Source organism: Synechococcus sp. OH2 (assembly GCF_047462155.1).
GTDB lineage: Bacteria > Cyanobacteriota > Cyanobacteriia > Thermostichales > Thermostichaceae > Thermostichus.
Genome location: NZ_JANSIR010000021.1, coordinates 1 through 11,788, shown reverse-complemented (window position 1 = coordinate 11,788; position 11,788 = coordinate 1). Strand labels below are relative to the sequence as shown.

Below are 11,788 nucleotides of genomic sequence, written 5' to 3'. Positions count from 1 at the left end.
CAAGCTGGCCTATCAGATCCTGGCAGCGGCCTTGGGCTAGGCTCCAGAAGAACTGGGCTATGGCTGGGTTCCCCCTGTTTCCACCTGGCCGCTGGAGCACCGGCTCCAATCTCGAAGTATCCAGACAAAACGAGGACTGGACTCTCTCTGTCGAGATCTTCTGCTAGCTTCCTAGGTGGCCCTAGCCATGTCTCCGCCTTCTTCCAGCTCCCTTGAAGCGTCGCCGCCCCCCGTTGACGAAGAGCTCATCCACAGCCGCATTCAGGCCATCCGCGCCCGGATCCCAGGCCATGTGGAGATCATGGCGGTGAGCAAAGGCTACAGCGTCAACCACATCCGCGCCGCCTATCGAGCCGGGATCCGCCACTTTGGCGAAAGCCGAGTGCAAGAGGCAGCCGCCAAACAGGCGCAACTGCAGGATCTGACCGATATTGTCTGGCACTTGATCGGGCATTTGCAGACCAATAAGGTAAAGCCGGCCCTCAGACAATTTGCCTGGATTGACAGCGTTGATAGCCTGCGCCTGGCCAAGCTGATCAACCAAAAAGCCTGGGAGCTGCACCTTACCCCCAAGCTCTGCTTGCAGGTGAAATTGGCCCCGGATCCCAATAAATTCGGCTGGCTCATCCCCGATCTGCTGCAAAGCCTGCCGCAACTGAACCAACTGCTACAGGTGCAAATTGTGGGCCTGATGACCATTTTGCCTTTGGGCTTGAGCTCAGAGGCAGCTCTAGAGCTGTTTCGCAAGCTGGCCGAGCTGGCCGATCACATCCAGCGCAGCGGCTACGAGCATCTGCAGTTGCACACCCTCTCCATGGGCATGTCCGACGATTACCCCCTGGCGGTAGCCGCAGGCTCCAACCTGATTCGGCTGGGGCGCGCTTTGTTCGCCGATGCCGAGCGGAAATAGCATAGATGGAGCCTCCATGAAGCCGCTGAATTGTGATTAAATTTTGTGTAAAGCCGCGCAACTCCGGAGTTGCCCTGCAGGGCACGCTCTGGGTTGGAGTTCGGCCTGAATCGGGCAAAAACAGGGCAATCCCGCCCAAAATTTACCCTGTCGGGGAAATTTTAGGGAAACTTGTAATCATTTGCGTCACTCCCGTTAACACGTGTTCAAGCTGGACAAGGAGCGCAGTAGACTCTGGCCAAAGCAGTGGCTGGACAAGTGGGATGACATCTTCACTTCTTCTGGGTAAACTCGACTCGTCGGGCCCATGGGTTTTGTTAACCTGCCTCGGCAGCTTCTCGAGCAAACCCTGTCTCGGCCTTCTGAAGGACTTTAACTAAAAAAATAAAGGTTGGAGATGCCCTTTGGCTTGACTGGGCCACTCAAGATCCAATCAAGAGCCTGAATCCTGTGCTTGCCGCAAACCATGACCTGTAGTGAGGATGTGGACGATGAATGTCAATGGAATCTGGAGCAGGGTAAGAGATTTTGTGGGCCTGAATGATCCCGTGGACGGCCTGGAAGAGTACCCTGAGATGGAAGAGCAGGATGATTACAAAGTGCTCTACGAGGGACGCCGTTCCCAACCGGCTCCTGAAGAGCAGGAAGCCAGTGCCCTTCCACGCGGACGTCGACAACGGGGAGCGGAAGCCGGGGAAGGGTCTGCCGGTCGAGAGGAGTCGCGGGGCCATCGGCGCAGTCAACCTCGGGATCGCTTAGCGGGGGGCAGTATGGGGAGCAACGTAATTGGATTACCGGGCGTCAACCCACCCACCAGCGAAGTGGTGGTGCTGGAGCCGCGCAGCTTTGACGAGATGGCACAAGTCATCCAGTACCTGCGGGAGCGCAAGACGGTGATCATGAACTTGACCCTGATGGATCCCGCCGAAGCACAGCGCTCGGTGGATTTTGTTGCCGGTGGCACCTACGCCATCGATGGCCACCAGGAGCGCATTGGCGAAAACATTTTTTTGTTCACCCCCAGCACGGTGACGGTCTCCACCCCCAGTAGCCAAGGGGTGCAGCCGCTGCAGCGTCCCTTGCACAGCCCTGCCCCTCTCTGGCCCAGCAGCTATGAACATTTGCAGGCGGTGGGCCAGCACTAGCCAGTATGGAGCGACCACTGCTGAGTGTGATCGGGGGGGGAGCCATGGGATCCGCCCTGCTGCGGCGTTGGGTGACTGCGGGGCTTTATCCTGCAGCTCAGGTGGCTTTGCGGGAGCCCGACCCGGACAAGGCCAAGACCCTACAGCAGGAGCTGGGCATTCGGCTGTTGGCGGATCTATCTCAGGCGGGAGAGTCTGAGATTGTATTTTTGGCCGTCAAGCCCCAGGTTTTCCCGCAGGTGGTGGCTGAGATGGGCCAGCCGTCCGCCGCGCAGTTGGTGATCTCGATTATGGCCGGGATCCCTTTGCAGCAGTTGCAGCAGGCTTTTCCCCAGCAGAGGGTGGTGCGCACCATGCCCAACACACCGGCGCTGGTGGGAGCAGGGATCACGGCTATCTGCTACGGGCCAGGAGTGACGCCTGATCAGAAGGAGCAGGTGGAAAGGTTGTTTCGGGCTGTAGGCCAGGTGGTGACGGTGGCCGAAAGCCAAATGGATGCGGTGACGGCCCTGTCGGGATCGGGGCCGGGGTATTTGGCGGTGATCCTGGAAGCGCTGATCGACGGGGGGGTGGGGGTGGGTCTGCCGCGTCCCCTCGCCACCCAACTGGCGATGCAGACCTTGGCGGGCACGGCTGCCCTTTTACAGCACGAGAAGCTCCACCCCGCCCTTCTCAAGGATCAAGTGACCAGCCCAGGGGGAACGACCATCGCCGGGATCCAAGTCCTGGAAGAGGGGGGAGTACGGGGGGCCTTGATGCGGGCAGTGCGGGCAGCCTACGAGCGCTCCCGCCAGCTACAGGGCTCCTAGGGCCTGCCAGAGCGGGCGGGTGATCCAGTTCCATCCCACCTTGAGCTGGTGCTCCAGGGTAGGTAGACGCACCAGGTAGATGGCTCGTCGGGCCAAATAGCCCAGGGGGCCGCTTAGGGTGAGGCCGCCGAGGGCGGAAAGCACCGCCGTATCCGTCCCCAAGCTGAGCATTTCCCCCAGAGAAAAGTAGCGGAACGGCAGCAGGGGCCGCTCCTGCGTGAGCAAGGCCCACAGGTTCCAAGCGCAATAGCCGGCCTGTTGAAAAGCTGCTTGGGCGGTGGCGGGCACCGGCTGGCCTTCGGCATCCACCACCGCCGCTACGTCTCCCAGGGCAAACACTTCTGGAAAGGGGGGAGTTTGCAGGGTGGGCAAAACCTGCAGCCGTCCCCGCTCACTTTTGGGCAGATCCAAGTTGGCGATCACCGCTGCCGGTCGGGTTCCGACGGTCCACAGCACCGCATCCACAAGATCCGTAGCCGTCTCCTGGGCCTCCAGCCGCTGCAATTGTAGGCGGAAGGGGGGGGCGCTGTTCTCACCCAGGGCCTCGATGCCCAAAACCTTGGTTTGCAACTCCACCTGCACCCGCCGTTGGGCCAGCGCCAGTTGGGCCGCCTCCCGGCTGGAAGAAGCAAAGCCCGACAAAATCCGGGATCCCCCCTCAATAAGACGGATCCGTCTCCGCGATCCCAGCCGATCTGCCAGCTTGCAGGCCAGTTCCACGCCGCTTGCCCCCGCCCCGGCAATGGCCAGAGTTATCGGCTGAGCCGGATCCCGCGCCTCCAGAGTTTTCAGGTGGGCCCGCAGCCGTTGGGCATCTGCCAGGGTGCGGAAGGGAAAGGCAAACTCCGCTGCTCCCGGCACGCTCTCCAGAGGGGTTTCCCCTCCCAGCGCCAGCACCAAGGTGTCGTACTCCAGGCTTTGCCCCTCTCTCAGCAGGACGCGGCGGGCTTTCAGGTCGATGGACTGCACAGAGCCCTGGCAAAACTGCACCGACTCTGGCGGCAGCAGATCCTGGAAGCGGGGAGCCACCTCCCAGTCTTCCAGCTCGCCCGTGAGCAGCTCGTAGAGCAACGGGGCAAAGACAAAGCGCTCCTGCCGATCCACCAGCGTAATCTGTGGCGGCTCCGGCCAAGGTCGGCGGATGAGCTCCAGGGCTGTGTACAACCCGCCAAAGCCACCCCCAAGAATGCAAATACGACTCATGCTGCGAGGGTTGAAGGTAACATCAGCTTAACAAACCATCCAGCTTCCTACCCTGGGGCTCTGCCTTGCGCAGGGGAACAGCCGCTTGCGGCGGAGAGGCCGTCGCCGCATTGACTCTGCAGGGTAGGGTGCCATCCAAAAAGCCGAGGATCCCCCAAACCAGGCTGACGGTAGACACCCAGAAGAGCCACAGCCCTCCTGCCCAAGGGGGCGGCAGATCCAGAGCCATCCCCCCGATTAGCGGCCCGATAGCAAAGCCTACTGCCCAGCAGAGGGAGTTGATCGACAGATAGACCCCCCGCAGATGATCCGGGGCCAAATCTGCCACCAGCGCCGAAGCGGAGGGATTGTAGCTCACCAAGGCCAACGAGAGCACCGCCAAGGCCAAAGCCGCCATCCCCATAGCTGGCATCGCTCCCAACTGCGCTGCCAAGCTGCTGAGCCAAATCAATCCAAATCCCAGCCCCCACATCAGTGCAGATCCCTGGAGGGCACGGACGCGCGTCCAGCGATTGAGCCAACGAGCTGCCGGCAGCTGCAGCAGGGCAATGAGGGCGCCGTGCAGGGCAAACAACGTGCCAATCTGTACCTCAGGGATCCCAGCCCCCTTGCGCAAGTAAAGGGGCAAGCTGCTGCTGAGCTGGGCAATGTAGGTGGTGAAGAAAATGTTGGCCAGGGCAAACACCACCAGGGAGCGATCCCTCAGGGCAGTTTTCCAGCCGGCCCACAGGGGCTCTGCCGCCGACTGAGTGACCCGAGTTTCCTGAACGCAACACCAGAGCAGGGCTAGAAAAATCAAGTAGGTGAGGCCGTCGATCACAAACAAGAGGCGGTAGTTCTTCGTTAGGGCTACCAAGGCACTGGCCATGGCCACGCCGAGGCTGAGGCCCAAGTTATCCCCCAGGCGGTTGAGGGCATAGGCTTCGCTGCGCTGCTCGCGCGTGGTTAGGTCGGCTACAATTGCCTCCACTGGTGGCCAGTACAAACCTTGACCCATCCCTGCTACCAGACTGGCTAGGGCAAAACTGTAGAAACCCTGGGAGAGGGCAAACCCAAACGAGCCAGCAGCAGAAATGGCCAGCGAGAGAATCAAAGTGGAGCGGCGGCCCCAAGCGCCGTCAGCCATTGAGCCGCCGAGAATACGGCCAAGCACGCCACTTAGAGCCATGAGGCCCAGCCCCAGCCCCACTTGAGTGGCCCTTAGCCCCACCTGGTCAACAAAAAAGAGGGGGGTGTAGAAGAGGGCAAAGCCGGTTCCGGTTTGGGAAAGCAGCCGACCGACGAAGATTAGCCAGACCTGAAAACTAAGCTGTGGCCACCAGGAAGGGATCCGCATAGGAGATGCAACGGAAGACAAGTTACCTAGCCTACGGGATCCCGCTTGTTGGCGCCAGATCCAGCTCAGCAGGCAGAACACTCGGCGGGAGCCAGCGGCTCCTCCTCCAGGGATCCAGCGGAAACCGCAATTAACTCCCCCAAATTGAGGTATTCGCTCAACAGCCGCGCCAGCCGGTACACTCGGTAGTCGAGCTGGATCAAGTTATTCTCCCTCACCTCACATCACCCCTGCATGCACCTCTTCAACGGTCTTGCAGCCCGTTCTTGAGCCAGCTGTAGACCGCCTGTCGCCTTCCTCAGCTAGGAAGTGCCAACGGCAAAGGGATCAAGCCGCGAGGCTGCTGGATCCAACTATAACAAAATTTGACAAAGCTTTAAACAACCCTTAATAGAGAAAGCGCCGCTGTCCCTGCCCCCAGCTCCTCCCTGGGGCCGCTAGGTTAGACTGCTGCTAGCTGACGGCCACTGGCGACTTGGCCGCCCCAGTGCGCCCTTCCTCTTCTTCCTCTGAAGGAACAGCCACAAACTCGATGTGGTTGAGCAGCGTCGTCACAAAGGCAAAGAGCAGAAAAGGCAGGGAGATGACCAAGATCAGCGCGATGGTGAGAAAGGCGTAGAGGGGGCTGTTCATCAAAGAGAGGGCGGCGCCCAGGCCGGCAAAAATCACGATTAGCCAAACGATGATCTGGCCGTAGATATCCCCAAAGGAGAGGGTGCAGGTAAAGCGGTAGCGGGTGTGGGTGTTCATGGCAATTCCTCGGGATAGCCTGCTTGGCTTGATCCTGACCAGGAACCAAGCCTTAGCCTCATGGGTGGATGAGCATCTTGAGATTTTAGACGAGAGAAGGGGAAATGCCTCTCTTTCCTAAGAAATGTCTCAAGGATCGGTTGAGCAAGCCGGATCCCCCGTCTCTCCGCAGACAGGATGCTATTGTCGAGATCACAGACTCTTTCGGGTAGGCAGCAGCCATGTGCATTTGTATTCACTGCTACTATGTGGATCGCTGCACCACCTATCACGCCGTGGAAGCGCAGCACCAACAGCCCCACCTCACCCTGACGCCGGATTTTGAGCCGCAAGGACCCCAGATCAACGTCAATATCCGCAACGGCGGCACCGAGATGGAGTGGGATGTGGTGGCCTGCCAGAGTTTTCGCGAGGAGCGGAACAAGTGGGCAAGGCTCCGCCCCCACGCGGTCGTTCCCACTTAAAACTAGAGTAATCTAGAGATGGCCTAGATTGCCGAGAAGGGTTCTCCGCGCCTGCAAGGCCTGAGGCAGGGGTCTGCCCTTAGTAGAGGAGTTGTTTTGTCCATTTCGACAGACGGGAAGACGATGATGCTGACCGCAAGCCCGACAGCACCGCTGCTGGATGCTCGTCAACGAGTAAGCCAGTTTATGCGGCATCTCCAGGATGAGATCTGTGCTCGACTAGAGGCACTGGACGGCAAAGCCAAGTTTCGCGAGGACAGTTGGGAGCGTCCTGGCGGTGGCGGCGGTCGCTCGCGGGTTATTCAGCAGGGAGGGGTGTTCGAGCAAGGAGGGGTCAATTTTTCCGAGGTGTTCGGATCCCAGCTGCCCCCCTCGATTCTCAAGCAGCGTCCGGAGACAGCAGGTCATTCCTTCTACGCCACCGGCACCTCTATGGTGTTGCACCCCCGCAACCCTTATGTGCCAACAGTTCACCTCAACTACCGCTATTTTGAAGCAGGGCCGGTTTGGTGGTTTGGCGGCGGCATGGATCTCACCCCCTACTACCTGTTTGAGGAGGATGCAACCCATTTTCACCGCACCATCAAGGCGGCTTGCGACCGGCTGGATCCGGCCTACTACCCGGCTTTTAAGATCTGGTGCGACCGCTACTTCTTCTTGCCCCATCGGGGCGAGGCCCGCGGCGTTGGTGGCATTTTCTTTGATTATCAAGACGACCGGCCCGGGTTGCTCTACCGTCCTGAGGGGGAGGCAGAAGCGGATCCTGACCAGCTTGCCTCTGAGCCGCCGCCACTCCAGGCGCGGGTGGGATCCCGCAGTTGGGAACATCTTTTTGAGCTGGTGCAAGCCTGTGCCGAGGCGTTCTTGCCGGCCTATGTGCCGATTGTAGAGCGGCGGCAGGGGATGGAATGGGGGGAGCGGGAGCGACAGTTCCAGCTCTACCGGCGCGGGCGCTATGTGGAGTTCAACCTGGTCTACGACCGGGGCACGATCTTTGGGCTGCAGACCCAAGGCCGCACTGAGTCGATCCTGATGTCATTGCCGCCATTGGTGCGCTGGGAATACGGCTACGAGCCCCCGCCCAATAGCTGGGAAGCCAAGCTCTACGAAGTGCTGCGCCAGCCCCGGGAGTGGGTCTAGGCCAGCAATAGGCGTCCCTCTTCCTGAGGAGTGCAGTGTCTTCCTCTCTGCCCCTTGCCTACCGCTTTCAACCCCCCCGCCAAGCTGGGCCTGGAAAGGCGCCGGTGCTGGTGATGCTGCACGGGATCGGCAGCCACGAGGGGGATCTCCTCCAATTGGCTCCTTACTTGGATCCCCGCCTAGCGGTAATTAGCCTAAGGGCACCGCTTCCCTGGGGGGCGGGCGGCTTTGCCTGGTTTGAAATGGCTTGGACGCCGGAAGGGCTGGTGGGGGATCCGGAGCAAGCCCGCCGCAGCCGGGAGCTTTTAAGCCACTTTCTGGATCAGGGGATCCCGAGTCTGGGTTTGGATCCGGCGCAGGTGTATTTGCTGGGGTTTAGCCAGGGGGCAATTATGAGCTTATATCTGGCTCTCACCCAGCCTGAAAAGCTGGCCGGGGTGGTGGCAATCAGCGGTCGCCTTTCGCCAGAGATCCTAGCTGAGGCGGTAGAGCCCGCCCGGCTGCAGCACCTCAGTATCCTGGTGGTTCACGGCACCGCCGATGCCGTCTTGCCGGTAGCTTTTGGCCGCCAGATCCGCGACTACTTTACCTCTTTGCCCCTAAGCTTGACCTATCGCGAGTACGCAATGGGCCACGAGGTTTCCCCAGAAAGTTTGCGGGATATCCAAGGGTGGCTGCAAAGTCAGTTGGACAAAAAATGAACCCTGGGCAAGGGAAAGGGCTGGCGAAGCTCCCTCGCAGTAGGGCAAGATCCCGCTAGCCTCCTGGCGCCCAAAGGCAAACTGTACAATAGCGGCAAAGTTCTTGCCCCCTGAGCGTCTCAGTGAACGGCGGCCAGCTTCCCTACGACATTCTCATCCTCTCCAACGGTCCCGGCGAGCTGCTTACCTGGGTGCGGCCAGTCGTCCTAGAATTGCGCCAGCAACTGCCCCAGGCCCGTCTTTCTCTGGTGCTCTCTCCTTGTCCGCACGCCTCTGGACAAGAGATGAAGATAGCGGAGGAATTTATCCGGGTCGATCGGGTGCAGGATCCGGATTTTTTTCTGGCTTTTCTGCTCACGGGTCAGACCGAAGAAGCCTGGGATTGGGCCAAGCGGGGGGTGGTGCTGTTTCTAGGAGGGGATCAGTTTTTTGCCGTCTGGATTGCCCGTCGTCTGCGCTACCGCCTGGTGGTGTATGCGGAGCAGCGACCCCGCTGGCGACCCTGGGTAGACGCTTTTGCTGTACGGACGGAGGAGATCAAACGCCGCTACAACGGGGGACGCTTCCTGGGCCACCGCTGGGCCCCCAAAATGCACGTGGTCGGGGATCTGATGGCCGATGGCGTGGCCAGTGCCGTCTACTTGCCGGGGATACCTCTTCCCGGCTGGCTTAGCAGCCGATCCCTTCCCACACAGGCTTCTGGCGCTGCTCCCAAACCGACGGCAGGCTTTTCCACCCTCCTCCAGCCCCTCCCCGATCCCATCGAGGAGCCGGAATCGGTGCGAACGGCACCGGAAAGGGTGGAATCCCGCTCTGCCGACGAAGCTTTGCTGCCGCACAGCTGGCAACGTCTCAGCGATGGCAACCGCACCCACTACCAGGTGGGGCTGCTCCCCGGCTCCAAGCCGGCCAAACTCTCCCTGGGGGTGCCGCTGGTGCTGGCGGTGGCGGATGAGTTGCGCCAGTTGCTGCCCAACGTCCGCTTCGTCATCCCAGTGGCTCCCGGCCAGACGCCACAATCGCTGGCGGCCTATGCCCATCCCAAGCTCAACCCCGATATGGCCGTGATTTACGGCACCTCGGCCACTCTGGAGCAAACCAATTTGGGATCCCACTTCGTCACCCCCTTTGGCACCACGGTACACCTGTGGACCAGCTTCCCCGCCTATTCGGTGCTGGCCAATTGCGACCTCTGTCTAACTACCGTCGGCGCCAACACTGCCGAGCTGGCTTACTTAGGGGTGCCAATGGTGGTGGCGATCCCCACCAACAAGCTGGAGGCGATGCGCGCCTGGGGTGGGATCCCTGGCCTGTTGGCTCGCCTGCCCGGTCTGGGCACCTGGCTGGCCCGCCTTATCAACAGAATTGCCCTGCGGTGGCTGGGTTACCTGGCTTGGCCAAACCTCTGGGCAGGACGCGAGGTAGTGCCGGAGCTGCGAGGACACTTGCGCCCGGCCCAGGTAGCCGAACAGATGCGGGCCCTGTTGACTGATCCCGAGCGGCGTCAACAGATGCAGGCGGAATTGCGGCGTCTGGGGGGCAAGCCGGGTGCGGCTCAGGCCATCGTGCAACTCGTGGCCCAGCAGTTAAGCAAAAGCTAGAGGAGGCGACCAATGCGCTCCCGCAGCTCGGCAGCGGCCTGCTCTAGGTGTTCGGGAGTATAGCCGGTGGTCTCTACCCTAACGGCAAGGTGGGTGTCCTGGCTTTCGTGGAGATGGAGCCACAAAATGTGACGGCCATCTGCGGTTTTGCGGTTGGCGGCCTTGACGCCGTTTTTGGGGGCAGTGTAGGCGCTTGGGTCGTAGCGAACCAGATCTACCCAAGGCAGCTCACGCAGGAGTTTTTCCACCTTGACCCAACTGCGAGGACGGTGATGGCTGCTGTCGCTGCGCAATTGGATGACCTGGGAGCGATCTCGACCAGAATCCGGCAAGCTTGCCCGCGGGATCCGCGGCTGAACTTGCGGCTGTAAGTAAGGCAAATACACCAAAGATTTGTATTGCTCGTGGATGTAGCAGACCGGGATCCCCAATTGGCTGCCCACCACGGCCATGACCATGGCCTGGGCTTTAAACCCCCCGGTGGCGGCAAAGGTGACGATCCCCTTGGCGCTCTCGGCCAACTGTTGCAACAGCTTGGCCATCCGCTCCAGCGAGGATCCCTCTAGCTCGTAGTTGATGCCGGGGAGGGGCAGCAGGGAAACCTGTTGCTGGCCCAGCGCTTTTTCAAAAAAGAGCTGCAAAATCTGGGCACACTCCAGTCCTTCAGGGGTTTCGGAGTACAGCAAAATCAAGGCATCCTGCGGAGTGGGATCCAGCCGGTAGTAGGTGTTGGTTTCGGCGCTGATCAGTTCCAAGTCTGTTTTTTTCATCCAGGCCAAGGCCCGTTCTGGATCGCCGATGGTTTTTTGGCCGACCCAAGGGCGCTGCGGCTGCAGGTCTTTGTCCAGGTTGGTAAGCAGAGAGGTGCCCACCGTCATGATGATGGTCTGCATGAGTTCCCCACCAACTTTTGAAGCAATAGACTATTAGGCTAGCCAAGCCCAGAAGCTCGGCCCATCTGCCCTTGCCAGTTCCTAGGAGGGTGGCGTTAGTGGACAGAAAAAGCCGTAGCCCTCAGCGCCGGCGGGAGTAGGGCCGAGGATAGGGCTGGCGCATCTGCCGAGCCAGGTACACCTGAAAGGTTTGGGCCACTGCCCCCGCCCGCCGCAGGGGAATCTCTGCCACTGGCTCAATTTGTTCAAAGTAGGTGCCGTAGGCGGCCGGGATCCCTGCTCTTGGCTGAAACAGCTTGGAGGTAATCAGCAGGCCATCCTGCCCTAGCCAATCTTCAGGTTGCGACCAAAAGGCAAAGCCCCGCAGATCCTCATCCAGGCAGGTGAGGGGTTTCTCCGTCAGCGGCGCCAAGGCCATGCCAATCTGGCCGCCCAAAAAGTAAGCGTTAGTGAAAATGAAATCCGCCTCCGCCAGAGCCTGGGCCAAGCGGGGATCCGCCTGAAATCGCCGCCGCAACTGTTCGATGTCAATCAACTGAGTCGAGGGATCCTGTTCCACCGGCCACAGGCCCAGACCGCCAGGCGCTTGCAGCAGCCCGTAGCGCACATGGGCCAGCCCCACCCCCACCAACAGGCTCACCGCCACCGCCGTTCCTGCCAAGAGCCGCCTTGCCTCCGGCCACCTTTCCCAGCGGGATCCCAAAAGCAAGCTCAGCACCCAGAACCCCGGCATCGGCCAGGTGGGCAAAATGGGCCGATAGCCCCCCATCAAGGTAAAAGCCAGCACCAGCGGCAACCCACAGGCCAAGATCAAAAGATGCTTCAGCTCTCGATCC

12 protein-coding genes and 1 pseudogene are annotated in these 11,788 nt (G+C 60.6%); 7 read left to right on the top strand and 6 right to left on the bottom strand.

All coding sequences use genetic code 11. The features are described 5' to 3' along the window. Window positions 1-187: 187 nt before the first annotated feature. From NW835_RS01665 to proC, 3 genes are all read left to right on the top strand, one after another. The gene (locus NW835_RS01665) at window positions 188-910 is read left to right on the top strand and encodes a YggS family pyridoxal phosphate-dependent enzyme (RefSeq protein WP_414333442.1); all 723 of its coding nucleotides are present in this window, start codon (window positions 188-190) and stop codon (window positions 908-910) included. Between the two features lie 575 nt (window positions 911-1,485). After that, entirely contained in the window at window positions 1,486-2,055 is a 570-nt protein-coding gene (locus NW835_RS01660) for a cell division protein SepF (RefSeq protein WP_414378524.1), read from the top strand. A gap of 5 nt (window positions 2,056-2,060) precedes the next feature. After that, a complete protein-coding gene (gene proC, locus NW835_RS01655) occupies window positions 2,061-2,864 on the top strand; it encodes a pyrroline-5-carboxylate reductase (protein WP_414414347.1) in 804 nt (267 codons plus the stop codon). Here proC and NW835_RS01650 read toward each other — a convergent pair. The 4 genes from NW835_RS01650 to NW835_RS01635 form a co-directional block, all read right to left on the bottom strand. Next, window positions 2,850-4,067 carry an NAD(P)/FAD-dependent oxidoreductase gene (locus NW835_RS01650; protein ID WP_414414346.1) on the bottom strand — a complete coding sequence of 406 codons (1,218 nt, stop codon included), beginning with the start codon at window positions 4,065-4,067 and terminating at the stop codon, window positions 2,850-2,852. The genes proC and NW835_RS01650 overlap by 15 nt on opposite strands. A gap of 22 nt (window positions 4,068-4,089) precedes the next feature. Continuing rightward, window positions 4,090-5,403 carry an MDR family MFS transporter gene (locus tag NW835_RS01645; RefSeq protein ID WP_414414345.1) on the bottom strand — a complete coding sequence of 438 codons (1,314 nt, stop codon included), beginning with the start codon at window positions 5,401-5,403 and terminating at the stop codon, window positions 4,090-4,092. A gap of 65 nt (window positions 5,404-5,468) precedes the next feature. Continuing rightward, complete coding sequence (locus NW835_RS01640; RefSeq protein ID WP_414366145.1) at window positions 5,469-5,621, bottom strand: hypothetical protein; 153 nt, start codon at window positions 5,619-5,621, stop codon at window positions 5,469-5,471. Between the two features lie 235 nt (window positions 5,622-5,856). Next, entirely contained in the window at window positions 5,857-6,153 is a 297-nt protein-coding gene (locus NW835_RS01635; protein ID WP_414366143.1) for a hypothetical protein, read from the bottom strand. A gap of 221 nt (window positions 6,154-6,374) precedes the next feature. Here NW835_RS01635 and NW835_RS01630 point away from each other — a divergent pair, with 221 nt between their 5' ends. The 4 genes from NW835_RS01630 (at window position 6,375) to NW835_RS01615 (ending at window position 10,059) form a co-directional block, all read left to right on the top strand. Then, window positions 6,375-6,617: a Ycf34 family protein gene (locus tag NW835_RS01630; protein WP_414362132.1), complete on the top strand. Its 243-nt coding sequence runs from the start codon at window positions 6,375-6,377 to the stop codon at window positions 6,615-6,617. 126 nt (window positions 6,618-6,743) lie between these two features. Further along, entirely contained in the window at window positions 6,744-7,757 is a 1,014-nt protein-coding gene (gene hemF / locus NW835_RS01625) for an oxygen-dependent coproporphyrinogen oxidase (protein ID WP_414414349.1), read from the top strand. 35 nt (window positions 7,758-7,792) lie between these two features. Further along, window positions 7,793-8,458, top strand: a complete 666-nt coding sequence (locus NW835_RS01620) for an alpha/beta hydrolase (protein WP_414362130.1) — start codon at window positions 7,793-7,795, stop codon at window positions 8,456-8,458. A 122-nt stretch (window positions 8,459-8,580) separates the two neighbouring features. Further along, window positions 8,581-10,059, top strand: coding sequence for a hypothetical protein (locus NW835_RS01615; protein ID WP_414414344.1), 1,479 nt, complete (start codon window positions 8,581-8,583; stop codon window positions 10,057-10,059). Here the strand turns inward: NW835_RS01615 and NW835_RS01610 are convergent. Continuing rightward, window positions 10,056-10,952 (bottom strand): putative CRISPR-associated protein, encoded by an 897-nt coding sequence (locus NW835_RS01610; protein WP_414414343.1) that lies wholly within the window; start codon window positions 10,950-10,952, stop codon window positions 10,056-10,058. The two genes, NW835_RS01615 and NW835_RS01610, sit on opposite strands and share 4 nt — an antisense overlap. 121 nt (window positions 10,953-11,073) lie before the next feature. After that, window positions 11,074-11,788, bottom strand: a pseudogene (locus NW835_RS01605) (glycosyltransferase); the annotation flags it as partial.